The following is a 25,030-nucleotide window of genomic DNA, read 5'->3' on the forward strand; positions in this document are numbered from 1 at the left end:
CATGGAGACCCTGCACGCGCGCGAAGTGCGCATTCCCCTGGCCGAAGGCACCCTGCTCGGCGACCTGTGCCTGCCCCCCGGCGCCCATGCCGCGGTGGTCTTCGTCGACGGCCACGGCCTGGGCCGCCACGCCCCCGAGGACCGGGCGGTGGCCCGGCACCTGGCCGGCCACGGCATCGGCAGCCTGATGCTGGACCTCCTCACCTGCAGCGAGCAGCAGGCGCCGCCCCACCCCGGCCACCACGGCCCCGACCTTCCCCGCCTGACCCACCGCATCCTCGAGGCCATCACCTGGCTCGCCGCCGACCCGGCCCTCCAGGGCACCACCCTGGCCCTGTGCGGCCTGGGCGCGGGCAGCGCCGCCGCCCTGATCGCCGCCGGCCGGCTCGGCACCCAGGTGGGCGCGGTGGTCGCCCTGGGCGGGCGGGCCGACCAGGCCGGGCCCTCGGCCCTGGCCTCGATCCGCGCGCCCACCCTGCTGCTGGCGGGCAGCCGGGACGCCGAGGCCGTCGCCAGCCACGATGCCGCCTACCAGCACCTGCGCTGCGAGCGCAGCCTGGCGGTGGTCCCCGGCGGCGGCGCGCTGCTGGACCAGCCCGGCGTGCTGGCCCACGCCGCCGAGATGGCGGCCGACTGGTTCGCCGCCCACCTGCCGGCCCTGGCGGAGGCGGGATGACCCCGGCGGGCCGGCGCCTGCCCTTCGCGGACCGCCGCGAGGCCGGCCGCGCGCTCGCCGCCGACCTGGCCTTCCTGCGGGACGCGCCCGGCCTGCTGGTGCTGGCCCTGCCGCGCGGCGGCGTGCCGGTGGCCTGGGAGGTGGCGCGGGCGCTGCAGGCGCCGCTCGACGTCTTCGTGGTGCGCAAGATCGGCATGCCGGGCCATCCCGAGTACGCGCTGGGCGCCATCGCCAGCGGCGGCCTGCAGGTGCTGGATTCCCTGCCGGCCGGGGCGGCGCAGCGCGCCCGGGTCGAGGCCGTGATCCGCGAGGAGACCGCGGAGCTCGCGCGCCGCGAGCGCGCCTACCGCGGCGGCCGGCCGCCGCTGGAGGTGGCGGGCCGCACCGTGGTCCTGGTCGACGACGGCGTGGCCACCGGCGCCTCGCTCGAGGTGGCGGCGCGCGCCGTGCGCCAGCTGGCCCCGCGCGAGCTGGTGGTCGCCGCGCCGCTGGCCTCGGCCGCCGCGGCGCGGCGGCTCGCGCCCTGGGCGGACCGGGCGGTGTTCAGCGCCACCCCGGAGCCCTTCGACGCGGTGAGCCGCTTCTACCGCGAATTCCCGCAGTGCGAGGACGACGAGGTCCGCGCCCTGCTGGCCGAGGCCCCGCGACCGGCGCCCCGGCCCTGAGGCCGCGACGCGAGGGGCCGCCATGAACGCGCCGCGCCTGCGCCCCCCCGAGGCCGACCTGCCCGATGCGATCGCGCCCCATGCGCGCCCCCTGGCGCGGCCCGCCGACGAGGACGCCCTGCTCGATTTCATCGCCCAGGGGCGCATCGTGCTGCTCGGGGAGGCCACGCACGGCACGCACGAGTTCTACGCGCTGCGCGCGGCGCTGACCCGGCGGCTCATCGTCGAACACGGCTTCACGGCCGTCGTCGCGGAGGCGGACTGGCCCGACGCCTGGCGCGTCAACCGCTACGTGCGCGGCGTGAGCGAGGACGGCGACGCCGCCGAGGCGCTCGCCGGCTTCGAGCGATTCCCGGCCTGGATGTGGCGCAACACCGTGGTGCGGGAGTTCGTCGAATGGCTGCACCTGCACAACGCCACCCACCCGCACCGGCAGCAGGCCGGCTTCTACGGCATGGACCTGTACAGCCTGCACCGCTCGATCCAGGCGGTGCTGGCCTACCTGGACCGCACCGACCCCGAGGCCGCCCGGCGCGCCCGTGCGCGCTATGCCTGCTTCGACCACCAGGGCGGCGACTCCGAGGCCTACGGCTATGGCGCCAGCATCGGGCTGCGCCCGAGCTGCGAGGACGAGGTGGTCGACCAGCTGCGCGAGTTGAACCGGCACCTGGCCGCCCACGGGTACGGGGCCTCCGCGGCCCGCGAAGAGGCCTTCCACGCGCAGCAGAACGCCCGCCTGGTGCGCAATGCCGAGGCCTACTACCGCACCATGTTCCACCGCCGGGCCTCCTCCTGGAACCTGAGGGACAGCCACATGGCCGAGACCCTGCAGGCGGTGGAACGGCACCTGGCCACCGAGGGCGGGCCGTCGCCGCGCCTGGTGGTCTGGGCGCACAACTCGCACCTGGGCGATGCCCGGGCCACCCAGATGGGCCTGCAGGGCGAGTGGAACGTGGGGCAGCTGGCGCGCGAGCGCTGGGGCGCGGAGGTGATGTCGGTCGGCATGACCACCTTCTGCGGCACGGTGACGGCGGCCGCGGCCTGGGACGAGCCGGCCCACCGCCGGCGCGTGCGCGAGGGCCTGCCCGGGAGTTGCGAGGCCCTGGGCCACGAGACGGCCCACGTGCTGCGGGAGCCGCAGTTCTGGCTGCCGCTGCGGGGCCACCCGCCGCTCGAGGCGCTGCTGGACCACCGGCGGCTGCAGCGCGCCATCGGCGTCGTCTACCTCCCCAGCTCGGAGCGGGCCAGCCACTACTTCGACGCCCGGCTGCCGGCGCAATTCGACGCGCTGGTGCACATCGACCAGACCCGGGCGCTCGAGCCGCTCGAACCCGCGTCGGGCTGGGTCTCGGGGACGGAGCCTCCGGAGACCTATCCGTCCGGGCTTTGACCCCGCCGGGACCCTCCCCGGCGTAACGCCGGCCCGGCGAAAAGCTGAACCATGCCTGACGCGCGGTTACGCAGCCGGGAACTGCCTGACCGGAGTCCACCATGACGATCCCTGCCCGCCCGGGTCCTGCCCACCTGTCCGCCGAGGACTTCCGCACCCGGGCGCCCCGGTCCGAGACCAAGAGCGGGCCGCAGGCGACTTACGACACCGTCCTGGGCCAGCGGACCGCGCCCCCGGCAGGTTCGCCCCGGCCGGCTCGCCCCGCCGGGGACCCGGGCGGCAACGCGGCGAGGGCCCCGTTGCGCAATCGGCCCGTCGCTGTGCACCCGTCCACCGCGCGCGACGCCGCGCAGACCAGGGCGGCCGCGATCGTGTCAGAGCAGTTGAGGCTGGTCTGCACCCTCGCGGCCTGGGCCCCGGCCGCGACCGCCGCACTCGCGGGGCACCTGCGGGAAGCACTGGGGACGCGGCGCCCCGGTGGCGACGGCGAGGCCGTGGCTGCGGGACGCGCGGTCCTCACGCTGGCCGAGGTGGCCGGCCATCTCGCCAAGGCGCCCGATCCCCAGCTGGCCGCCGCCCTGCTCATGCAGGCTGCCGGCGATGCCCCGCCCGCCCGGCAGGCGGCCGCCCGGGCGATGCGCGAAGCCCTGGTCGCCCTTCCCCCTGGAGAGCGCAAGGACCCGGCCGGCCACCTGAAGGCTCTGGAAATGCTGGCGCTCGAGGCCACGGGATTGAACGCGACGCGCTGCGTCGCCCTGGCGCCCCGCTGCCGGAGCATCGTCCAGGAGCTCGCGCTGCTGTGCGCCATGCCCGCCTGGAGCGCCCCGGAGTCGCGCCATGTCGGCGAGCTGCTGCGGCAGGCGCGTGCCGACCGGGCCGCCGCCCCGGCCTCGGCCCTCTCGGACGACGAGCTGGCCGGGCTCATCACGCTCGCCCCGTCGCGCCTGGCCGCGGCAGAAGCCTTCCTGGCCCCGCACCTCGGCGCGCCGGAGGCCCTGTGCGGCGCGGCCCAGGCCCTGCGCCGCGCCGGCGTCCCGCTGGAAGATCCCGAGACGCTTGCAGCCGTCATCGGCCGCCTGGAGGCGCGCGTGCCCCGCGACCCGAATGCCTGGCGCGCCGGTCTGGCCCGCCTGTTCCTCGACCTCGGTGACGACGGGGCCCTGCGCCAGGCGATGGCTCCGCGCGACGCGACCGACAAGCCGGAGGCCTGCCTCCGCCAGCTGCCGGCCACGGCAGGGGCCGGCGTGCTGGCGGACATCGTCACCCGGCTGGCCGGGTTCCTGGACTTCACCTCGCTGGAGCCTGCGCTCAGCCTGCTGGACCGGGAAAGCCCGGGCCGGGAGCCGCCGCCGCCGGAGGCCCTGGCGCCCTTCATCGACCGGCTGCTGCGCGTCCCGGTCTACGACGCACGGCGCCCCCTGCTCGCAGCCGACGAGCCGCAGGCGACCCCGGACGTCGCCTTGCTGGCCACGCGGCTGATGGAGTTCACGCTGCGCCAGCCCGGCGCGCAGGCCGCGGTGCAGGCCCTGCTGGCGCGGTTCACCGCCGCCCTGCCCGGCCTGCCGCCCGAGCGGGCGCGGACCATCGCCGAGCGCTTCGCTGCGGCGCTGTCCAGCCGCCAGAGGGACGACTTGCGCGCGACGCTCAAGGACCCGTCCCCACCGGTAGCGGAATTCGATCCCGGCGCGGCCCTGGATGCCCTGTGCGACGGCCTCATCGGGCAGGCCGCCCGGGCCGGCCAGCCCGCGCTGCGCGCCGCCCTCGAAGGCCTCCAGACCGGGATGGCCACGGGGAACCTGGACTCCCAGGACCGGGGGGCGGTGGGCCAGGAGGATCCGAAGGCGTTCCTTGACGGACGCCTCCCCGGCGACGTGCTGCGCCGCCACGACCTGCGGCTGCTCGACGCGCTGGCGGCGCTGCCGCCCGGCGCCGCGCCGCCCTTCACCCACGCCGCCGTCCTGCAGTCGCTCGCCACGTCCGTCGTCCAGTACTGGCCGGCGCAGACCCGGCTCGCCTACATCGAGCCGACGCTGGCGCGTTGCGAGGCCCTGCTGGCGCATGTCCGGGAGATGGGCCACCGGCTGCCGCCGCACGAAGTCGCCGCCATGGTGGCCGCCGTCGGCCGGGCCTACGCCGACGACGCCAGCCCGCAGGTCTCGGGTGAGCGCCCGGCCGCACGGCTGCGGGCGCTGCAGGACGCCACCGCCGGGCTGGTGGACGGCGCGCCCGCCCTGGCCAAGGCCTTCGAGCAGGGCTGGGCCCTGGCCCGCGATGCCGGCGCGATGGCGGCAATGACGCCAACGGCGCTGGGCCGACCTCCCGGCGGACTGGACGACGAACCCGCCGGCGAGCCGGCACCTGGCCCGCAGCCCGGCGACGCCCTGGGAGAAGCCTGGATCCGCCTGGCCTTCGGCGTGAAGCCGAAGAACCTGCCCGGCGTGGAGGCCACGTTCAGGAACCTGGCGGCGCTGCCCGAACCCCTGGCCTCGCCGGCGCTCAAGGCCGAACTGGCCGGCGCGCTGTTCGCCGCGGTGCCCGCCGATTGGGGCAGCGTCGACCTGCAGGATGTCCACCGCCTCGCGCTGGACGCCTTCGTGTCCTCGCAGGTGACGCCCGCCGCGGGCGGGCCGCAGGGTCGGGACGCCCTGCATGAACTTCACATGCTGCAAGACATCCACAACCTGGCCGACGAGCGCTTCGCCGCCACGCGCCTCCAGAAGGGAACGCAGCAACTGGCACCCGACGAGGAGGGGCCCGAGCCCGCGCTGCGGGCGGTGGCGGCGTTCGAGGCAATGCGCGGGCAGCTGCTGGACACCTTGACGCGGCATCCTGCCTTGACACCCGCCCTGGCGCCGCTGGCCGGGCGCCTGGCCAAGAGCGCGGAGGCCCTGAGGACCGCGATGGGGCAGCCGGGCGTCGAGCCGACCCTGCCCGCCTACCAGCGGCAGGCGCCCGTCAGGACGCAGACCGCGGGCATGGCCCCTGCGCCGGCGCCCACGGAGGACGACCTGCGCACCCTGGAGGTGGGCGACCTGGTGGCCTGGATGAAGCAATACCGCGTCACGCCGGGCGACGCAATCACCAGGGACCTGCGCGCGGTCGCCCGCCTGGCCGGCCGGGACCCCTGGGTCCGCTCCCGCCTGCTGGCGGCCCTGGACGAGGCCCACCGCCAGCTGCCGGACGCCCTGCTGCAGGACCTCGCGTGCGGGCTCGTCCACGGGACGGCCGAGCCACCGAACCTTTCCGGCGATGGCGCGCGTGACCAAGCCCTCGAGGCAATGGCAGCGCTGGCGCAGCGCCCGCTGCCGACCCCGGTGGCCCAGGCCGTGCTGAGGAGCCTGCTGCCCCGCCTCGGCCCGCGCCCCGTGAGCGACCGTCCGTACTACGACGCACTCACGCGGTTGGTGGCCGCGCAGATGCGGAATGCGGAACCTGGGAGGGGTCGCGCCCTGCTGAAACCCTTCCAGGACGTCCTGGCGCGTTTCAAGGAGCCGGGCGAGCGCGACACCCTGCGCGACCTGATCCGGATCGCCCTCCGCCGGGACGCTCGGGTGAACCCGAACCTCCGCCGGGAGGCCATCGAAGCCCTGGCCGGAAAGGACGGCAAGTCCTGGCCGGATGCAGCCCCGGGCTAGGGTGTGTCATCGGATTCCCCGGGCCCGCGCTCCTGCGGTGGCGGGATGGGGCGCAAGGCGCAAAACCCAGGGTAAGGCTGTACGCCTTGCCCGGTTTTGCAACGCAGCGCACCGCCCGCCAAGGCAGGAGCCCTTCGGGTTGGGGCGAAATCGGGCGTCTTGCACGCCTCGTCGCTTGCATGGGCATCAGCCCATGCCGCGCTCCGTCGGTGCGCAATCCATCCCGATTGCGCCCCAACGCGGGCCCGGGGAATTCGATGACACACCCTAGGCGCGCCGGCCGCCGCGCCGAACCACCACCGCCACCAGCGCGATGGCGAAGGCCACGAACCACGCGAACGACCAGTTCGCGATGGTGCCGCCCAGGAAGGTCCAGTCGATCGCGGAGCAGTCGCCGCTGCCGCGGAAGATCATCGGGATGGAGCGGCTGATCGGGAAGTTCTCGATCATCCCGTAGAAGTCGCGCCCGCAGGAGGCGATCTCGGGCGGGTACCACTGCAGCCAGCTTTGCCGCGCCGCGGTGAAGGCGCCGCCGCCGGCGAACAGCAAGGCCACCGCGCTGCCCGCCACCTGCACGCCGCGCGAGCGAGAGAGCGCGGTGAGGCCGCACACCACGCCCACGCCGATCATGGCGTAGCGCTGCACGATGCACATGGGGCAAGGCTCCAGGCCCACCACGTGCTGCAGGTACAGCCCGAAGGCGAGCAGCGCGACGCAGGCGATGGCGATGGCGGCGAGGACGGTGCGCGGGGCGGCGAGGAAGCGGTCGATCAGGGAGAACATCAGGAGGGAGTCACTCGGTGGGAAACGGGACCATTGTGATCCGGATGTTCAGCCGGAAGTTCAAATGCCCGCGCCCGGCTGCACGAACACGCGCGCGCGCCGCGGCGTGACCAGCAGGGTCTCGCCTTCCTGGAGGCCCTGTTCGCGGAATTGCTGCGCGGGGATCTGCGCCTCGATCACGCGATCGCCGCCGTCCACCGGCACCAGCTCCAGGCGGGCGATGGGGCCGACCACGATGGCGCGGTCCAGGCGGGCCACGATGCCGCGGCTGCGACCCTGGTCATCCTGACCGGCGCCCTGGACATAGCGCACCACGTCCAGGTCGTGCGGACGCACGTAGGCCAGCGCCTTGGCGTCCTCGGCGTCGGCATGCTCGGGAGCGGCCAGCTGCAGGCCCTCCAGGTGCACCTCGCCCTGGTGGGCGCGGCCATGGAACATGTTCACGTCGCCCAGGAAGCCGTAGACGAAGGGGCTGGCCGGGTGGTCCCAGACCTCCTGCGGCGAGCCGACCTGTTCGACCTTGCCGGCGTTCATCAGCACCACGCGGTCGGCCACCTCGAGGGCCTCCTCCTGGTCGTGCGTCACGAAGATGCTGGTCACATGGAGTTCGTCATGCAGGCGGCGCAGCCAGCGGCGCAGCTCCTTGCGCACCTTGGCATCGAGGGCGCCGAAGGGCTCGTCGAGCAGCAGCACCTTGGGCTCCACCGCCAGGGCGCGGGCCAGCGCGATGCGCTGGCGCTGGCCGCCCGAGAGCTGCGAGGGGAAGCGGTCGGCCAGCCAATCGAGCTGCACCAGCTTCAGCAGCTCCATCACCTTGGCCTTGATCTGCGCCTCGCTGGGGCGCAGGTGGCGCGGCTTGACGCGCAGGCCGAAGGCCACGTTCTCGAACACCGACATGTGCCGGAACAGCGCGTAGTGCTGGAACACGAAGCCGACCTGGCGATCGCGCACGTGCACGTCGGTGGTGTCCTCGCCGGAGAACAGGATGCTGCCCTGCCCCGCCGACTCCAGGCCCGCGATGATGCGAAGCAGCGTGGTCTTGCCGCAGCCCGAGGGGCCCAGCAGGGCGACCAGCTCGCCGGAGTCGATGTGGAGGGAGACGTCGCGCAGGGCGTGGAAGTCGCCGAATTGCTTGCTGACGTTGCGGATCTCGATACTCATTGGGCCCCCACGCTCGTCATTTCATGTACATCGCTGCCCCCCGAGGGGGTGCGAACTTGCTTGAGGCGGCTCTGCGCTGCGTTCATGCTGCTTCCTGCGTCAGGACGGGCCGCTCCGGCGGCAGTTCCGCCGCGGCCTTCATTTCTCGTTCATGCTTCCACTCGGCCACCGACTTGATCACCAGGGTGACCACGGCCAGCAGGGCGAGCAGGGAGGCCACGGCGAAGGCCGCGACCGACTGGTACTCGTTGTAGAGGATCTCCACGTGCAGCGGCATGGTGTTGGTCTGCCCGCGGATATGGCCGGAGACCACCGACACCGCGCCGAACTCGCCCATGGCGCGCGCGTTGCACAGGATGACGCCGTAGATCAGGCCCCACTTGATGTTGGGGAGCGTCACATGCCAGAAGGTCTGCCAGCCCGAGGCGCCCAGCACGATCGCGGCCTGCTCCTCGTCGTTGCCCTGCGCCTGCATCAGCGGGATCAGCTCGCGCGCGATGAAGGGGAAGGTCACGAAGACCGTGGCCAGCACGATGCCCGGCACCGCGAAGACGATCTTGATCCCCTGCGACTCCAGCCACGGCCCCAGCCAGCCCTGCGCGCCGAAGACCAGCATGTACATCAGGCCGGCGACGACGGGGGAGATGGAGAACGGCAGGTCGACCAGGGTGGTCAGGAAGGCCTTGCCCTTGAACTCGTACTTGGCGATGCACCAGGCCGCGGCGACGCCGAAGACCAGGTTCAGCGGCACCGAGATCGCGGCCGTGACCAGCGTGAGCTTGATCGCGGCCCAGGCATCGGGCTCGCGCAGGCCCTCGAGGTAGGCGCCGAAGCCCTTGCGCAGCGCCTCGGTGAAGACCGCCGCCAGCGGCAGCAGCAGGAACAGCGCGATGAAGACCAGCGCGACCCCGGTGAGCGTCCAGCGCACCCAGGCCGATTCGGTGGTGGTGATGTGCTTGCCCTGGCTCATGGTTGCCCCCACGCTTGGCACTTCGTGTCCTGCGCTGCCCCCCGAGGGGGCGCGAGCTTGCTTGGGGCGGCCCTGCGCTGCGCTCTCATGCGCCCCCCGAGCGTTTGCGCTGCCAGGACTGCAGCGAGTTGATCACGAGCAGCATCAGGAAGGACATGAGCAGCATGACCACGGCCACCGCGGTGGCGCCGGCGATGTCGTACTGCTCCAGCTTGCCGATGATGATCAGGGGCACGATTTCCGAGACCATGGGCATGTTGCCGGCGATGAAGATGACGGAGCCGTACTCGCCCAGCGCGCGGGCGAAGGCCATGGCGAAGCCGGTGAGCAGCGCCGGCGCGATGGCCGGGAAGATCACCTTGGCGAAGGTCTGCCAGCGGGTGGCGCCCAGCGACATGGCGGCCTCCTCGAGCTCGCGCTCGGTGTCCTCCAGCACGGGCTGCACGGTGCGCACCACGAAGGGCAGGCCGATGAAGATCAGCGCGATCACCACGCCGTTCGGGTTGAAGGCCAGCTGGATGCCGTGCGGCTCCAGGTACTGGCCCACCCACCCGTTGCCGGCGAGCAGCGCGGTCAGCGAGATGCCGGCCACCGCGGTGGGCAGCGCGAACGGCAGGTCCACCAGGGCGTCGACGATGCGCTTGCCCGGGAACGAGTAGCGCACCAGCACCCAGGCCACGAGCAGGCCGAAGACCACGTTCACCGCGGCGGCGAACAGCGAGGCGCCGAACGTGAGCTTGTAGGCCGCCATCACGCGCGGCGAGCTCACCGCCTCCCAGAACTGGGCGCCCGAGAGCGTGAGGCTCTTGAGGACCAGGGCCGCAAGGGGAATGAGGACGATCAGGCTCAGGTACACCAGCGTGTAGCCGAGCGTCAAATTGAAGCCGGGCAGCACCTTGCGGGTGCCGCCCGGCGTGGGCGTGGCGGCCATCGACTTACTTGACGGTGTAGATCTTGTCGAACTGGCCGCCGTCGTTGAAGTGCACCTTCTGGGCCTCGCTCAGGGAGCCGAACAGCTCCTGCACGGTGAACAGGGGGATCGGCTTGAAGGCCGACGCGTACTTCTTCAGGACCGCGGCGTTGCGCGGGCGGATGTTGTGCTTGGCGGCGATCTCCTGGCCTTCCTCGGAGTAGAGGAAGTCGAGGTAGGCCTTGGCCAGCTCGCCGGTGCCCTTCTTGGCCACGGTGCGCTCGACGATGGCGACCGGGTTCTCGGCGACGATGCTGATCGACGGGTAGACGATGTCCACCTTGTTGGCGCCGAACTCCTTGTCCACGGACACGACCTCGGACTCGAAGGTGATCAGCGCGTCGCCGATGTTGCGTTGCAGGAAGGCGGTGGTGGCGTCACGGCCGCCGCGGGCCAGCACCGGCACGTTCTTGAACAGCTTGCCGACGAACTCGGCGGCCTGGGCGTCGGAGCCGCCCTTCTTCTTGATGTAGCCCCAGGCGGCCAGGTAGGCGTAGCGGCCGTTGCCGCCGGTCTTCGGGTTGACGACCACGACCTTCACGTCGGGGCGGATCAGGTCTTCCCAGTCCTTGATGTTCTTCGGGTTGCCGTTGCGGGTCAGGAACAGCATCGTCGACGTGGTCGGCGCGGCGTTGTTCGGGAATTTCTTCGCCCAGTCCTTGGCGACCACGCCCTTTTCGGCGAGGAACTCGATGTCGGTGGTGGTGTTGAAGGTGACCACGTCGGCATCGAGGCCGTCGGCCACGGCGCGGGCCTGGGCGGAGGAGCCGCCATGGGCCTGGTCGACCTTCACGTCCTTGCCGGTGGCCTTCTTGTAGGCGGGGATGAAGGCGGTGTTGATGTCCTTGTAGAACTCGCGGGCCACGTCGTAGGAGACGTTCAGCAGGGTCTGCTGCGCGAAGGCGGCGCCGCTGGCGGCGAAGGCCAGGGCCGCGACGAGGGTCTTCAGTTGCTTCTTCATGGCGTTCTCTCTCTCTCGATATCACTTGTTCGGTTGCGGGGTCAGGCGCAGGTAGGGCTTGACGGTGCGGTAGCCCCTCGGGAAGCGCTGGGCGATCTCGGCCGGGTCCTGCAGGCTGGGGACGATGACCACGTCGTCGCCATCCTGCCAGTTCACCGGCGTGGCGACCTTGTGGTTGTCGGTCAGTTGCAGCGAGTCGATCACGCGCAGGACTTCGTCGAAGTTGCGGCCGGTGGACGCAGGATAGGTGAAGGTGGCGCGAATGACCTTCTTCGGGTCGATGATGAACACGCTGCGCACCGTGGCATTGGCCAGCGAGTTGGGGTGGATCATGTCATACAGCAGGGCCACCTTCCGGTCGGCGTCGGCCAGGATCGGGAAGTTGACGGTGGCGCCCTGCGTCTCGTTGATGTCCTTCACCCAGGCGCTGTGCGACTCCAGCGGGTCGATCGACAGGGCCAGCGCCTTCGCGCCGCGGCGGGCGAACTCGCCGGCCAGCGCCGCGGTCCTGCCCAGCTCGGTGGTGCACACGGGGGTGAAGTCGGCGGGGTGCGAGAACAGCACCACCCAGGAATCACCGGCCCACGGGTGGAAGTGGATGGGGCCTTCGGTCGAATCCTGGACGAAGTCCGGGGCGGTGTCGCCCAGTCGAAGCGTGGCCATTTCTTCCCTTTCGTATATCAAGACCCGGGATTGTGGCGATTTGGTTATGAAAGACCAACGAACATCTCGTTGTTTGCTTATCCGGCGCATTGAATGAAGCGGCGCCCGCCAGGCTCGGGGGCTGCCTGCGCGCGCGGGCCTCACAGCAGCGGCCGCAGCTCCCGGGCCGCGTCCTGCAGCACCGGCAGCAGGTCGCGGCGCAGCGCCCCGCCCTCGGCGCGCTGGGCGCCGGCCACCACGTTCAGCGCGGCGACGGTGCGGCCCCGGGCATCCCGCAGCGGCACGGCCAGGGCGTAGACGCCGAGTTCGTGCGACTGCGCCGCCTCGCTGAAGTCCTGCGCCCGCACCGCCTCGATCTCCGCGCGGAAGGCCTTGGGCTCGGTCACGGTGTGGGCGGTCAGGCGGGCCAGGGAGCGGCCCTTGAGCCAGGCGGTGAACTGGGCCTTGGGCAGGGCCGCCAGCAGCACCCGGCCGGTGGACGTGGCATGGGCCGGCAGACGCGCGCCCAGGTGCACGCCATAGGCCAGCACCCGGGTCGGCCCGCCCCGGGCGACGATGACCACCTCGTCGTCGTCCAGCAGCGCCGCCGAGAAGGACTCGCCGGTCTGCGCCGCCAGCCGGTTCAGGGTCGGCTGCAGGGCCCGCGGCAGGCGGGACGAGGCCATGTAGCTGCCGGAGAAGCGCAGCACCTTGGGCGCCAGCCAGAAATGGCTGCCGTCGGTCTCGAGGTAGCCCAGGTGGGCCAGCGTGAGCAGGTGGCGGCGCGCCGCGGCCCGCGGGATGCCGGCGCGCTCGGCGGCCAGCGTGGCGTTGAGCCGCTGGCGCTCGGTGTCGAAGCTTTCCAGCACCGCCATGCCCCGGGCGATGCCCTCGATGAAATCCGCCTTCGCGATCGCCATGCCCGGCCCTCCATGTCCTTTGCACGATCATCGTGCAAACGGGGCAATGATCGCACAACACCTCGGGATGCGGCGCCGGAAGGCGGCGCGGCGTGCCTACAGTAGCGGGTTCCAAGGAGACATCACCATGCGCACCCAGGTTGCCATCATCGGCGCGGGCCCGTCGGGCCTGCTTCTCGGCCAGCTGCTTCACAAGGCCGGCATCGACAACATCATCCTCGAGCGCCAGACCGGCGAGTACGTGCTGGGCCGCATCCGCGCCGGCATCCTCGAGCAGGTCACCGTGGACCTGGTGCGCGAGGCCGGCGTGGCCGCGCGCATGGACAGGGAAGGCATCATCCACCACAGCATCGAGCTGGTGTTCGGCGGCAAGCGCCACCCCATCGACGTGCACGGCCTCACCGGCGGCAAGGTGGTGACCGCCTACGGCCAGACCGAGCTGACCCACGACCTGATGGACGCCCGCGCCGCCGCCGGCCTGACCACGGTCTACGAGGCCAGCGACGTGCAGCTGCACGACTTCGACGGCGCCAGCCCGAAGGTCACCTACAGGAAGGACGGCCAGTCGTTCACGCTGGAGTGCGATTTCATCGCCGGCTGCGACGGCTTCCACGGCGTCGCGCGCGCCTCGGTCAAGGACCGCGTCACCGAGTACGAGAAGGTCTACCCCTTCGGCTGGCTGGGCCTGCTGGCCGACACCCCGCCGGTGTCGCCGCACGCCATCGTCTACGGCAACAGCGAGCGCGGCTTCTCCCTGTGCTCCATGCGCAGCATGACCCGCTCGCGCTACTACGTGCAGGTGCCGCTGACGGACAAGGTCGAGGACTGGAGCGACGAGCGCTTCTGGAACGAGCTGAAGTCCCGCGTCGACCCCGAGCTGGCCGCGAAGATCGTCACCGGCCCGAGCATCGAGAAGAGCATCGCGCCCCTGCGCAGCTTCGTGGCCGAGCCGCTGCGATTCGGCAAGCTGTTCCTGGCGGGCGACGCCGGCCACATCGTGCCGCCCACCGGCGCCAAGGGCCTGAACCTGGCCGCCACCGACGTGAAGTACCTCTCCGGCGCCTTCATCGAGTACTACAAGGACAAGAGCGCGCAGGGCATCGACACCTACTCCGAGCGCTGCCTCAAGCGCATCTGGAAGGCCGAGCGCTTCTCCTGGTGGATGACGAAGCTGATGCACCACTTCCCCGAGGACTCGCCGATCGACCGCAAGCTTCAGGAAGCCGAACTCGCTTACCTGGTGAACTCGAAGGCGCTGTCCACCGCGATGGCCGAGAACTACGTCGGCCTGCCGCTGTGAGGCGGGCGGCGGCCTCGCCTCTGTCAAGGCGATGACGGTCACGGCGCGCCGGCTTTGGTAGCCTGCGCGCCATGACCGCTTCCGCCCTGCCCCCGCGTCCCCTCGCGGGCCTGCGAATCCTCAGCCTCGCCCTGAACCTGCCGGGCCCCGCCGCCCTGATGCGGGCGCGCGCACTGGGGGCCGAGTGCACCAAGCTCGAGCCGCCCGCCGGCGACCCGATGCGGCACTACAGCCCGCAGGCCTACGCCGACCTGCACGCGGGCGTGACCGTCCTGGCCGCCAACCTCAAGACCGGCGAGGGCCAGGCCCTGCTGCACGAGCACCTGGCCCGCAGCGACCTGCTCCTCACCTCCTTCCGCCCCTCGGCCCTGGCGCGCCTGGGCCTGGGGTGGGAGGCGCTGCACGCGCGCCATCCGGGCGTGAGCCATGTGTCCATCGTGGGCGCGCGGGGTGAAGCCGCCGAGGTGCCGGGGCACGACCTGACCTACCAGGCCGAGCACGGGCTGGTCACCGGCCTGGCGCTGCCGGCGACGCTGTACGCCGACATGGGCGGCTCGCTGATGGCGATGGAGGCGATCCTGCAGGCGGCGCTGGCACGCGGCGGCGAGGGCCGCGCGTTCGAGGTCGGGCTGGCCGAGGCGGCGGAGTACCTCGCCCTGCCGCGCCGCTGGGGCCTGACCACCGCGGGCGCCACCATCGGCGGCGGACACGCGGGCTACCAGGTCTACGCCTGCGCCGACGGCCGCGTGGCGGTGGCGGCCCTGGAGCCGCATTTCGCGAAGGCGCTGTGCGAGGCGGCGGGCCTCACGGCCGACGACCCGCAGGCGATGGCATTGCCGGCCACCCGCGAGGCGCTGGCGGCGTTCTTCGCCGGCCGCACCCGCGCCGAGCTCGAGGCGCTCGCGCACCGGCACGACCTGCCGCTGCACACCCTGCCGGCCTGAGGCTGCCGGCCCGGACTTCAGCGCGGCTTGCGCGGCGCGCCGGCGCGCGGCTTGGCTGCGCCGGTGACCCGCGGCGGCAGGCCGGTGTGCTGGGTCAGCACCTGGCCCTTGCGCGGGGCGGCGCGCGCCGTGGTGCCGGGCGCCGGCCGGGCCTGGGCCGGCTGCGCGGAGGCCGAAGCCGCCGAGGACGGCGTGGAGTTCTTGCGGCGCGCGCTCTGGTAGCTGCCGTCCGTGGCCGGCTGGTAGCTGGGGATCAGGTGGTGCTTGCCGTTGCCGATCAGGTCGGCACGGCCCATGGCCTTGAGCGCCTCGCGCAGCAGCGGCCAGTTGTTCGGGTCGTGGTACCGCAGGAAGGCCTTGTGCAGGCGGCGACGGCGCTCGCCGCGCACCACATCCACCGCGTCCTCCTCGCGCAGCGCGCGGTGCACCTTGCGCAGCGTGTTGCGGCCCGAGTGGTACATGGCGGTGGCGGTGGCCATGGGGCTGGGGTAGAACGTCTGCACCTGGTCGGCGCGGAAGCCGTTCTTCTTCAGCCACAGGGCCAGGTTCATCATGTCCTCGTCGCTGGTGCCCGGGTGCGCCGCGATGAAGTACGGGATCAGGAACTGCTTCTTGCCCGCCTCGGCCGAGAACTTCTCGAACATCGACTTGAAGCGGTCATAGGTGCCGATGCCCGGCTTCATCATCTTGGACAGCGGGCCCTGCTCGGTGTGCTCGGGCGCGATCTTGAGGTAGCCGCCCACGTGGTGCTGCACCAGCTCCTTCACGTACTCGGGCGACTGCACCGCCAGGTCGTAGCGCAGGCCGGAGCCGATCAGGATCTTCTTGATGCCCTTGAGGCTGCGGGCGCGGCGGTACATGTGCACCAGCGGGCCGTGGTCCGTGGTGAGGTTCTGGCAGATGCCGGGGAACACGCAGCTGGGCTTGCGGCAGGCCGCCTCGATCTCCGGGGTGCGGCAGCCCAGGCGGTACATGTTGGCGGTGGGGCCGCCGAGGTCGGAGATGATGCCGGTGAAGCCCGCCACCTTGTCGCGGATCTCCTCGATCTCGTGGATCACCGAGTCCTCGCTGCGGCTCTGGATGATGCGGCCCTCGTGCTCGGTGATGGAGCAGAAGGTGCAGCCGCCGAAGCAGCCGCGCATGATGTTCACGCTGAAGCGGATCATCTCCCAGGCCGGGATCTTGGTCGCGCCGTCGTGGCTGCCGTTCTCGTCGGCGTAGGCGGGGTGCGGGCTGCGCGCATAGGGCAGGCCGAAGACATGGTCCATTTCCGCCGTGGTCAGCGGGATCGGCGGCGGGTTGATCCAGACGTCGCGGCCGTCATGGGCCTGGACCAGGGCGCGGGCGTTGCCGGGGTTGGTCTCCAGGTGCAGCACGCGGTTGGCGTGGGCATAGAGCACCGGGTCGGACTTGACCTGCTCGTACGACGGCAGCCGGATCACCGTGCGATCGCGCGGCGGCAGGCGGTGCTTGCCCGCGAGGGCGGGGTTCGCCACGAAGGTCAGGGGCTGCACGCCGGCGCCCTGCGGGTCGCCGCCCTCCTCCTTCGCGCACGACTTGCCCTGCGACTTCGCCTGGTCGGCAATGGTCATATAGGGGTTGATGTGCTCGTCGACGCGGCCGGGCTGATCCACTTCGGTGGAGTCGATCTCGAACCAGCCCTCGGGCGTCTCCCGGCGCACGAAGGCGGTGCCGCGCACGTCGGTGATCTGCGAGACCGGCTCGCGCGCGGCCAGGCGGTGGGCGACCTCGACGATGGCGCGCTCGGCGTTCCCGAACAGCAGCAGGTCGCACTTGGCGTCCACCACGATGGAGCGGCGCACCTTGTCCTGCCAGTAGTCGTAGTGGGCGATGCGGCGCAGGCTGCCCTCGATGCCGCCGACCACGATGGGCACGTCGTTCCAGGCCTCGCGGCACCGCTGCGAGTAGACGACGGCGGCGCGGTCGGGGCGCTTGCCGCCGACGTCGCCGGGGGTGTAGGCGTCGTCGCTGCGGATCTTCCGGTCGGCGGTGTACCGGTTGATCATGGAATCCATGTTGCCCGCGGTCACCCCGAAGAACAGGTTGGGCTTGCCCAGGACCTTGAACGGGTCGGCGCTTTGCCAGTCGGGCTGGGCGATGATGCCCACGCGGAAGCCCTGCGCCTCCAGCGTGCGGCCGATCACCGCCATGCCGAAGCTGGGGTGGTCCACGTAGGCATCGCCGGTGACGAGGATGATGTCGCAGCTGTCCCAGCCCAGCTGGGTCATCTCCTCCCGGGACATCGGCAGGAAGGGGGCCGTGCCGAAGCGCGCCGCCCAGTACTTGCGGTAGCTGGTGATCGGCTTGGCGGCGCGCGGGAACAGGGAGACGTCGAGAGGGGCGTTCATTCGGGGGGAGGTGGGGTCCGGCGCGCGCAAGCGGCGCGGCGGACCCGTGATTTTACCGGCGGGCCCCTGCCCCCACGGCGCCTGGGGCCGGCGTCAGGGCGCCAGCCGCAGCTGGCCGCGAATTTCGCCGGGCGGGTGGGCCGCGGTGTGCAGGTTCACGTAGTAGAGCCCGGCGAGCAGGTCGCCGGCCTGGGTGGGGTTGAGGGTGGCGGTGCCGCTGAGGGAGCCGTCGGCGGCGGGCGAGAACGGCACCACCACCGGGGCGTTGGCGCCGGGGCCGGCCGGACCGTGGATGTGGGCGCCGATCACCGGCCCGGACAGGCCGCTGTAGGTCACCTTGTAGGTCAGCACCCGGGTGTCCTTGTCGAAGCGCACTTCGGCCGTGCCGGTGCCCGGGCGGGTGTTCGGCGGCACTTCCTGGGCGCCGCTGAGGGAGGCGGTGAGCATCACCGCCTGCGCGCCCATGGCCCGGTGCATCCCGCCGCCGTAACCGGGCTGGCCCGCCGCGTGGCCATGGTGGTGGCCCATGGTGTGGCCGGCGCAGGCCGCCAGGCCCAGGGCCGACGCCGCAGCGGCGGCCACGAGGAGGGAACGAGTCACAACGCGAGAGGAGATCATGGCTGCACCTTTCTTGCCGGTCGGGCCGCGATGATGTCACGCGCCGCGACCGGCACGCAACCGCCTCAGCGCGCGGACTGCGAGTTGGCGATCAGCCTGTCGACGAGGGCGCCGAGCTGGCGGCGCTCGGCGGCGCTGAGGCAGCCGAAGACATCCTCGTTGCGCTGCGCGAGCACGCGCACGACGCGGCTCCAGGTGCGGCGCCCGGCGCCGGTGAGCGTGAGGACGACGCCGCGGGCATCGTCCCGGCAGGCGGCCTTGCGCACCAGCCCGCGCTCGCTCAGGGACTGGGCGGCGCGGCTGGCGGGTCCCTTGTGCAGGTTGGCATGCCGGGCCAGTTCGACCACCGACAGCGGCGCGAACCGCCCCACGGCGGCCAGGCAGCGCGCCTCGCCATGCGGCAGGTCCAGGGCGTCGGCCAGGGCATCGCCGGTGTCCTTCTCGGTCAGCTTGCCCAGGCGGTGCAGCCGCCACGTGAGCAGGTTCTCGGGCGCCAGGGCGTTGTCGGCAGCGGAAGGCATCGGGCGGGTCTCCTAGGGTGTGACGGCGGCAGGCAGGCCGGCCGCGGTGTCGCGCCAGCGGGGCCGGGCCCCAGGCCCGGCCGGCGGGACGGGCGCCAGCCAGGCTTGCGCCAGGCCGTCGCCCAGGAATTTCCCGGTCAGCAGGCCGGCATCGGGCCGGGCCTGGATCTCGTCGCGCAGGAGGGCGTAGGCCGGCGCGGACAGCACCAGCACGCCCGGGCCCGCGCCCGCGGTGGCCACGCGCGCCTGCCGGGCCTCGCCGCCCAGGAGGGTGCGCTCCCAGGCGCCCAGGCCGCGGAAGCGGGCCACCACGCAGGGGGCATGGTGCAGCCCCAGCCGAGCCTCGCGGCCCTCGGGGCGGGCCTGCAAAGCCAGCGCGGTGCGCAGGGCGGCGAGCGGGTGGTCGAACAGCAGGGCGGCCTCGGTGCGGCCATAGGCATCCAGCGCGCCGCCGCCGGCGGCGGCGAGGTCGGCGAGGCCGTCGAGGAAGGCCTGGCGCGCCGCGGCCTCGCCATTGAGCGGCGCGGCGTCGACCACCAGCAGCGTGGCGGCCTGGCAGCTGAAGCCGATGGTGGCCGCGCCCGCGCCATGGAACAACTGGTGCCAGGCCGTGGGCGACAGGTGCCGCGACAGCCGCTCGCCCAGGGCCTCCAGGTGCCGGGCCTGGCGCACCTCGCGGGCATGGCCCTCGACGCGGCGCACCACTTCCAGCGGGTCGACCGGCTTGGTCAGGTAGTCCACCGCGCCCAGGTCGCGGCCCAGGCGCTGCTGGTCCTCGCCGTCCAGGCTGGTGAGGAAGGCGACGGGGATGCCGGCGGTGGCGGGCTGCTGGCGCAGCCGGCGCAGGACCTCGTAGCCGTCCATGTCCGGCATGACGATGTCCAGCAGCACCAGGTCCAGGTCGGGCGCGGAGGCGGCCAGGGCCAGGGCCTCACGGCCGCTGCCGGCCTGCAGCACCTCGAAGCGGCCCTCGAAGAGGCGGGCCATGAGGTACAGGCTGTCGGGCGTGTCGTCCACGACCAGCAGCCGCGGCATTCGCGGCGGCACGGTCTCGGGGAACGCGGATTCGACGGCATCGTCCATGGTCCGCCGGATCAGACCACGGGCGGCGCCTTCCGCGCCTAGGGCACTGGCGCGGCCGGCTTAGGCCAAATCCCTAAGCGCGGCACGCCCCGAGCCCGGCGCGGCCGCCCGGCGCGAGGCATCAGGCATCAGGCACGCTGCGCGCCCTGCGAGCCCTGCTGGCCCGGACGCTCCCAGCCTTCCAGCCGCCACTGGCCGACGCGGTCCTCCAGACTCACGGCGCCCGCGTGCTCCATCACGTCGACCGCGTGGCGGGCCTCGTCGGCATCGCGCGCCTGCACCAGCAGCAGGCAGGTCCCCCGGCGCAAGGCCTCGGCATAGATGCCGGACTCGTCCGTGTGGCTCTCGAACAGGTTGGCGAAGAAGCTGCCGATGGACTCGAACACTCCCTGCTCGCGGTAGCCCGGCTTGCCGGGCCGCGGCTGCGACGGCCCGGCATGGGCCCGGAAGGCGGCGCCCGGCTCGGGCTGGAAGTGGATCTGGTCGCGCGGGATGCCGGCCTCGACGAGGCGCTCCGTGGCCAGGCGCGCGTTGGAGAGGTGGTCGAAGGTGGCGACGACGTTCTGCATGGCAATGGACTCCTCTGGGGTCGGTGCCCCAGTTCAACCTAGTCCGCCCCCCGCGCGGCCGCTGTCGGACACAGCCGCATTCGACGCCCTTTGCAAAGCACACCGCCGGTTGCCCCGGGCCGCGCCCGGCGGTGGCCCAATGGACGGCGACCGGCCGGCTGCGGCCGCTGCCGGCAAGGAGACCCCCATGCAACTGGACATCTACTGCCGGCCCGAGGCCGGCCAACGCGTTTCCTACCTGGCCGTGCCCGCGGGGCGGCCGATCCCACCCGAGGCCACCAGCACCGAGTGGCAGCAGCAGGCCCGTGCCCGCGAGCTGGACGAGGACGCGCCCGCGTTCGAGGAGTACGGCATCGACGCGCCGGGGCCGCAGCTGCGGGAAAAGGGCTACGCCATCACCGGGCTGGCGCGCCAGCCGCGGATGCCCGCCGAGGCGCAGGGACAGGCCTGAGCGCCGCGCGCAGGCCGGCCGCGCCGGGCTGAAGCGGCCGGGCCGGCCCGGTCCCGGGACCGCTCAGCCCGCTCGGTCCGCTCAGTCCAGCGAGATCTTCTGGTCGCGAATCAGCTTGTGCCAGCGGCGCGCCTCGGCGCGATTGAGGTCGGCGTACTGCTGCGGCGTGCTGCCCACCGGCTCGATGCCGAAGTCCACCAGCTTCTGGCGCACGGCAGGCTGCTGGATCGCCGCCGCGACCTGCCTCTGCAGCGCGCCCACCACGTCGGCCGGGGTGCCGGCGGGGGCCACCACGCCGACCTGCGCCGCGGCTTCCACGCCCTTGAAGCCGAGCTCGGCGAAGGTCGGGACATCGGGCAACTGCGCCAGGCGCGTGGCGTTGGCCACGGCCAGGGGGCGCACCTTGCCGCCCTTGATGAAGCCGGCGCCGGCGGCCAGGTCCACCATCATCGCGCCGACCTGGCCGCCGGCCAGGTCCGTCAGCGCCGGGGCGGCGCCGCGGTACGGGATGTGGACCATGTGCAGGCCGGCATTGACCTTGAGCAGCTCCATCGCCAGGTGGTGCGGGCTGCCCGCACCGGCGGAACCGTAGTTGATGCGGCCCGGGGCGGCCTTGGCCTTGGCGATGAAGTCGCGGGCGTCCTTCGCGTCCGAGCTGGGGCCGACCACCAGGATCATCGGGAAGCGGCCCATCAGGGTGACCGGCACCAGGTCCTTCTCGGGGTCGTACGAGAGCTTGGCGTACAGCGCCGGGTTGAACACCATGGTGCCGTTGTCGGCCGACATGACGGTGTAGCCGTCGGCCGCCGAGCGCGCCACCTCGGAGGCGGCGATGGCGGTGTTGCCGCCCGGCTTGTTGTCCACCAGCACGGACTGGCCGACCTGCGCCGACAGCTGCTGGCCGATGGTGCGCGCCAGGAAGTCCGAGCCGCCACCCGCCGGATAGGGCACGACCCAGCGGATCGGCTTGGCCGGGTAGTTCTGGGCATGGGCAGGCAGGGCGGCAGCGGCAACGGCGAGCGCAGCGATCAGGCCGGCGGCGTGGCGACGATTCAGCATCGGAGGACTCCTGGAAACAGGGGAGGACAGGGAAAGGCCGAACAGGCAGAATTCGCAATCATATTACGCATAGCGTAAATAAAGCCACACCGGATCTCTCCCAGTACCCATGCGAACCACGCCCCCGACGCCCGCCGCCGACCGCCGCCAGCGGGTCCAATCCGCCGAGACCGGCATGGTCATCCTCAAGTCCCTCGCCCGGCTGGGCGGGGCGGCCAGCCTCACCGCCATCGCGCAGGACGTGGAGGAAAGCGCCTCCAAGGTCCACCGCTACCTCTCCAGCCTCAGCCAGGAGGGGCTGGTGGCCCAGAACCCGGCCACGCAGCAGTACCACCTCGGGCCGGAGTGCATCCGCATCGGCCTGGCCGCCCTGCGCCAGTGCGACCCGGTGCGCATGGGCGAAGGCGCCCTGCTGCGGCTGCGCGAGTCCCTGCAGGTCACCAGCTTCATCGCGGTGCTCGGCAACCTGGGACCGACCGTGCTGCGCATCGAGGAACCCTCGCTACCCGTGACGGTCAACATGCGCGCCGGCTCGGTCCTGCCCGTCCTGTGGTCGGCCACTGGCCAGGTCTTCCTGGCCTTCCGGGACGACGCCGACATGCAGGCCAAGGCCGAGTCGGAGTACGCCACCGGCACGCCCGAGCAGCGCTCCCACCTGGACGCGCGCGACCCGATCGCCCCGCTGCGCCGCGCGATCCGCCAGCGCGGCTGCGCCATCGTCAACGACACCATGCTGCCGGGCATCAGCGCGGTCGCCGCGCCGATCTTCGACGCCCGCGGCCAGGTCTGCGCCGTGATCGCGGCGCTGGGCGCCAGCAACGGCTTCGATGCCCGCCCCGACGGCCGGATCTGTCCCCTGGTCATGCGCGAGGCGGCGGAGATCAGCGCCGCGATGGGCTTCGAGGCGCGTTGACGGTCGCCCTGCGACCGTGCAGGGCCTCACTTGATCATTTACGCATTGCGTAATAGTATTCCGCACTTTCCGCGCCGCCCCCCTCGCATGAACGCCATTCCCGCCCCGGCCACCGGCCGCTGCCCCGTCGACCACCAGGCCCTCGCCGGCCTGGCCGCCCCCAATGGCTGCCCGGTGAGCGCGAACGCAGCCGCCTTCAACCCGTTCGAGCCGGCCTACATGCAGGCGCCGGGCGAGTACCTGCGCTGGGCGCGCGAGCAGGAGCCGGTGTTCTGGAGCCCGCAACTGGGCTACTGGGTGGTGACGCGCTACGAGGACGTGAAGGCGGTGTTCCGCGACAACCTGCTGTTCTCCCCGGCCATCGCGCTGGAGAAGATCACGCCGGCCACGCCGCAGGTGATGGAGATCCTGCAGTCCTACGGCTTCGCGATGAACCGCACCATGGTCAACGAGGACGAGCCGGACCACATGGAGCGCCGCCGCCTGCTGATGGACGCCTTCCTGCCCGAGCGCCTGGTGGGCTACGAGCCCATGGTGCGGGCCCTGGCGCGCCAGTACATGGACCGCTTCATCGACAACGGCCGCGCCGACCTGGTGGGCGAGATGTTCTACGAGATCCCGCTGAACATCGCGCTGAAGTTCCTGGGCGTGCCCGACGACGGCGCCGAGCAGCTGCGGCAGTTCGCGGTGGCCCACACGCTGAACACCTGGGGCCGCCCCACGCCGCAGGAGCAGCTGGAGATCGCGCACAACGTCGGCCGCTTCTGGCAGACCGCGCAGGGCATCCTCGACGGGATGATGGCCCAGCCCGACGGCGAAGGCTGGATGTACGAGACCATCCGCCAGTACCGCAAGCACCCGGGCATCGTCACCCTGTCCTACCTGCGCTCGATGATGATGGCGATCCTGGCCGCGGCCCACGAGACCACCTCCAACGCCACGGCCAACGCGTTCATGACGCTGCTGTCGCACCGCCAGGCCTGGGAGGACATCTGCGCCAACCCGGCGCTGATCCCCAACGCCGTCGAGGAGTGCCTGCGCGTGGCCGGCTCCATCATCGCGTGGCGCCGCGTCGCCACCGCCGATGCCACCGTCGGCGGCGTCGCCATCCCCAAGGGCGGCAAGCTGCTGATCGTGCAGGCCTCGGCCAACTTCGACCCGCGCCACTTCGAGAATCCCGACGAGGTGGACGTCTACCGCGAGAGCGCGGTCGAACACCTCACCTTCGGCTACGGCGCCCACCAGTGCATGGGCAAGAACATCGGCCGCATGCAGATGCGCGTGTTCCTCGAGGAGTTCGCCCGGCGCCTGCCGCACATGCGCCTGGTCGAGGGCCAGGCGCCCGACTTCCTGCCGAACACCTCGTTCCGCGGCCCCGCCTCGCTGTGGGTGGAGTGGGACCCGGCGAAGAACCCCGAGCGCGCCGACCCGGCCGCGATGAAGGCGCCCAGCGCCTTCTACATCGGCCCGCCGGCCAAGGACACCATCACCCGCACGGTGGTCGTGCGCGAGAGGCACCGCGAGGGCGAGGACCTGGTCCGCCTGGTGCTCGCCGACCCGGCCGGCGCCGCCCTGCCCGCCTGGACCGCCGGCGCCCATGCCGACCTGATCGCCGGCGGCTTCCGCCGCAAGTACTCCCTGTGCGGGCCGGCGGATGCGCGCGGCACGCTGCAGGTGGTGATCCAGCGCGAGGAAGGCGGACGCGGCGGCTCGCGCCATTTCTGCGACGCGCTCGCGCCCGGCGACACGCTGCAGCTCGCCGGCCCCAAGAACCTGTTCCGCCTGGACGAGACCGGCAGCCGCTTCGTGCTCATCGCCGGCGGCATCGGCATCACGCCCATGCTCGCCATGGCCGACCGCCTCAAGCGCCTGGGCAAGCCCTACGAGATCCACTACGCCGGCCGCTCCCGCGACCGGATGGCGCTGCTGTCCCGCCTGGAGCAGGACCATGCGGACCGCCTCACGCTCTACCTCAAGGCCGATGGCCGGCGCATGGCGCTGCCCGCGATCCTCGCGCAGGTCGACGCCGGCACCCGGGTCTACGCCTGCGGGCCCGACCGGCTGATCACCGAGCTCGAGGCGATGAGCGAGGCCTGGCCCGAGGGCGTGCTGCGCTTCGAGCATTTCCACGCCGAGGGCTCGGCGCTGGACCCGGCCAGGGAGCACGCCTTCACCGCCACGCTGAAGGACTCGGGCGTCGAGGTCGCGGTGCGCGCCGACCAGACCCTGCTGCAGGCCCTGCAGGCCGCCGGCTTCGACGTGCCCTGCGACTGCGGCGAGGGCCTGTGCGGCACCTGCGAGGTGGGCGTCGTCGAGGGCGCGGTGGACCACCGCGACAAGGTGCTCACCAAGTCCGAGCGCGCCGCCAACGACCGCTTGCTGGCCTGCTGCTCGCGGGCCGCCGGCCAGGCCATCGTCCTGGCCCTCTGA

22 protein-coding genes are annotated in these 25,030 nt (G+C 72.4%); 9 read left to right on the forward strand and 13 right to left on the reverse strand.

What is annotated here, in order from left to right; all coding sequences use genetic code 11:
• The first annotated feature begins 1 nt into the window (after position 1).
• The 4 genes from ACT80S_RS06945 (at position 2) to ACT80S_RS06960 (ending at position 6,366) form a co-directional block, all read left to right on the forward strand.
• Positions 2–676 carry a dienelactone hydrolase family protein gene (locus ACT80S_RS06945; RefSeq protein ID WP_377414320.1) on the forward strand — a complete coding sequence of 225 codons (675 nt, stop codon included), beginning with the start codon at positions 2–4 and terminating at the stop codon, positions 674–676.
• The gene (locus ACT80S_RS06950; protein WP_377414322.1) at positions 673–1,341 is read left to right on the forward strand and encodes a phosphoribosyltransferase; all 669 of its coding nucleotides are present in this window, start codon (positions 673–675) and stop codon (positions 1,339–1,341) included. The genes ACT80S_RS06945 and ACT80S_RS06950 overlap by 4 nt, the downstream gene beginning before the upstream one ends.
• Positions 1,342–1,363: 22 nt before the next feature.
• Positions 1,364–2,731: an erythromycin esterase family protein gene (locus ACT80S_RS06955; protein WP_377414324.1), complete on the forward strand. Its 1,368-nt coding sequence runs from the start codon at positions 1,364–1,366 to the stop codon at positions 2,729–2,731.
• 101 nt (positions 2,732–2,832) lie between these two features.
• Positions 2,833–6,366 carry a hypothetical protein gene (locus tag ACT80S_RS06960; RefSeq protein WP_377414326.1) on the forward strand — a complete coding sequence of 1,178 codons (3,534 nt, stop codon included), beginning with the start codon at positions 2,833–2,835 and terminating at the stop codon, positions 6,364–6,366.
• A gap of 267 nt (positions 6,367–6,633) precedes the next feature.
• Here the strand turns inward: ACT80S_RS06960 and ACT80S_RS06965 are convergent, their stop codons facing one another.
• The 7 genes from ACT80S_RS06965 to ACT80S_RS06995 form a co-directional block, all read right to left on the reverse strand.
• Positions 6,634–7,140 (reverse strand): disulfide bond formation protein B, encoded by a 507-nt coding sequence (locus ACT80S_RS06965; RefSeq protein ID WP_377414555.1) that lies wholly within the window; start codon positions 7,138–7,140, stop codon positions 6,634–6,636.
• Between the two features lie 69 nt (positions 7,141–7,209).
• A complete protein-coding gene (locus ACT80S_RS06970; RefSeq protein WP_377414328.1) occupies positions 7,210–8,310 on the reverse strand; it encodes a sulfate/molybdate ABC transporter ATP-binding protein in 1,101 nt (366 codons plus the stop codon).
• An 82-nt stretch (positions 8,311–8,392) separates the two neighbouring features.
• Positions 8,393–9,280 carry a sulfate ABC transporter permease subunit CysW gene (cysW, locus tag ACT80S_RS06975; protein ID WP_377414331.1) on the reverse strand — a complete coding sequence of 296 codons (888 nt, stop codon included), beginning with the start codon at positions 9,278–9,280 and terminating at the stop codon, positions 8,393–8,395.
• Between the two features lie 85 nt (positions 9,281–9,365).
• Positions 9,366–10,211: a sulfate ABC transporter permease subunit CysT gene (gene cysT / locus ACT80S_RS06980; protein WP_377414334.1), complete on the reverse strand. Its 846-nt coding sequence runs from the start codon at positions 10,209–10,211 to the stop codon at positions 9,366–9,368.
• A 4-nt stretch (positions 10,212–10,215) separates the two neighbouring features.
• A complete protein-coding gene (locus ACT80S_RS06985) occupies positions 10,216–11,211 on the reverse strand; it encodes a sulfate ABC transporter substrate-binding protein (protein ID WP_377414336.1) in 996 nt (331 codons plus the stop codon).
• A gap of 21 nt (positions 11,212–11,232) precedes the next feature.
• Positions 11,233–11,874, reverse strand: a complete 642-nt coding sequence (locus tag ACT80S_RS06990; RefSeq protein WP_377414338.1) for a peroxiredoxin — start codon at positions 11,872–11,874, stop codon at positions 11,233–11,235.
• 140 nt (positions 11,875–12,014) lie between these two features.
• Complete coding sequence (locus ACT80S_RS06995; protein ID WP_377414340.1) at positions 12,015–12,773, reverse strand: IclR family transcriptional regulator domain-containing protein; 759 nt, start codon at positions 12,771–12,773, stop codon at positions 12,015–12,017.
• Positions 12,774–12,900: 127 nt separating this feature from the next.
• Here ACT80S_RS06995 and pobA point away from each other — a divergent pair, with 127 nt between their 5' ends.
• Together pobA and ACT80S_RS07005 are read left to right on the forward strand one after the other, a co-directional pair.
• The gene (gene pobA, locus ACT80S_RS07000; RefSeq protein ID WP_377414342.1) at positions 12,901–14,073 is read left to right on the forward strand and encodes a 4-hydroxybenzoate 3-monooxygenase; all 1,173 of its coding nucleotides are present in this window, start codon (positions 12,901–12,903) and stop codon (positions 14,071–14,073) included.
• Between the two features lie 71 nt (positions 14,074–14,144).
• Positions 14,145–15,017, forward strand: coding sequence for a CoA transferase (locus ACT80S_RS07005; RefSeq protein ID WP_377414344.1), 873 nt, complete (start codon positions 14,145–14,147; stop codon positions 15,015–15,017).
• A 17-nt stretch (positions 15,018–15,034) separates the two neighbouring features.
• On the opposite strand, the gene ACT80S_RS07010 is transcribed toward ACT80S_RS07005, so the two are convergent.
• The 5 genes from ACT80S_RS07010 to ACT80S_RS07030 all read right to left on the reverse strand — a co-directional run bounded on the left by ACT80S_RS07010 (position 15,035) and on the right by ACT80S_RS07030 (position 20,177).
• Positions 15,035–17,386, reverse strand: a complete 2,352-nt coding sequence (locus tag ACT80S_RS07010) for a YgiQ family radical SAM protein (RefSeq protein WP_377414346.1) — start codon at positions 17,384–17,386, stop codon at positions 15,035–15,037.
• Between the two features lie 93 nt (positions 17,387–17,479).
• Positions 17,480–17,986 carry a CHRD domain-containing protein gene (locus tag ACT80S_RS07015; RefSeq protein WP_377414348.1) on the reverse strand — a complete coding sequence of 169 codons (507 nt, stop codon included), beginning with the start codon at positions 17,984–17,986 and terminating at the stop codon, positions 17,480–17,482.
• 83 nt (positions 17,987–18,069) lie between these two features.
• Complete coding sequence (locus ACT80S_RS07020) at positions 18,070–18,525, reverse strand: MarR family winged helix-turn-helix transcriptional regulator (RefSeq protein WP_377414350.1); 456 nt, start codon at positions 18,523–18,525, stop codon at positions 18,070–18,072.
• A gap of 12 nt (positions 18,526–18,537) precedes the next feature.
• Positions 18,538–19,608: a response regulator gene (locus tag ACT80S_RS07025; protein WP_377414352.1), complete on the reverse strand. Its 1,071-nt coding sequence runs from the start codon at positions 19,606–19,608 to the stop codon at positions 18,538–18,540.
• A gap of 128 nt (positions 19,609–19,736) precedes the next feature.
• Positions 19,737–20,177, reverse strand: coding sequence for a hypothetical protein (locus ACT80S_RS07030; RefSeq protein ID WP_377414355.1), 441 nt, complete (start codon positions 20,175–20,177; stop codon positions 19,737–19,739).
• 187 nt (positions 20,178–20,364) lie between these two features.
• Between ACT80S_RS07030 and ACT80S_RS07035 the strand changes: the two genes are divergently transcribed.
• Complete coding sequence (locus ACT80S_RS07035) at positions 20,365–20,628, forward strand: DUF6139 family protein (RefSeq protein ID WP_377414357.1); 264 nt, start codon at positions 20,365–20,367, stop codon at positions 20,626–20,628.
• 81 nt (positions 20,629–20,709) lie between these two features.
• On the opposite strand, the gene ACT80S_RS07040 is transcribed toward ACT80S_RS07035, so the two are convergent.
• Positions 20,710–21,687 carry a Bug family tripartite tricarboxylate transporter substrate binding protein gene (locus ACT80S_RS07040; RefSeq protein WP_377414359.1) on the reverse strand — a complete coding sequence of 326 codons (978 nt, stop codon included), beginning with the start codon at positions 21,685–21,687 and terminating at the stop codon, positions 20,710–20,712.
• Positions 21,688–21,796: 109 nt separating this feature from the next.
• On the opposite strand from ACT80S_RS07040, the gene ACT80S_RS07045 reads away from it, so the two are divergent.
• Positions 21,797–22,600 carry an IclR family transcriptional regulator gene (locus ACT80S_RS07045; RefSeq protein WP_377414361.1) on the forward strand — a complete coding sequence of 268 codons (804 nt, stop codon included), beginning with the start codon at positions 21,797–21,799 and terminating at the stop codon, positions 22,598–22,600.
• An 87-nt stretch (positions 22,601–22,687) separates the two neighbouring features.
• Positions 22,688–25,030: a cytochrome P450/oxidoreductase gene (locus tag ACT80S_RS07050; protein WP_377414364.1), complete on the forward strand. Its 2,343-nt coding sequence runs from the start codon at positions 22,688–22,690 to the stop codon at positions 25,028–25,030.

It is taken from the genome of Ramlibacter sp. MAHUQ-53 (genome assembly GCF_052600055.1).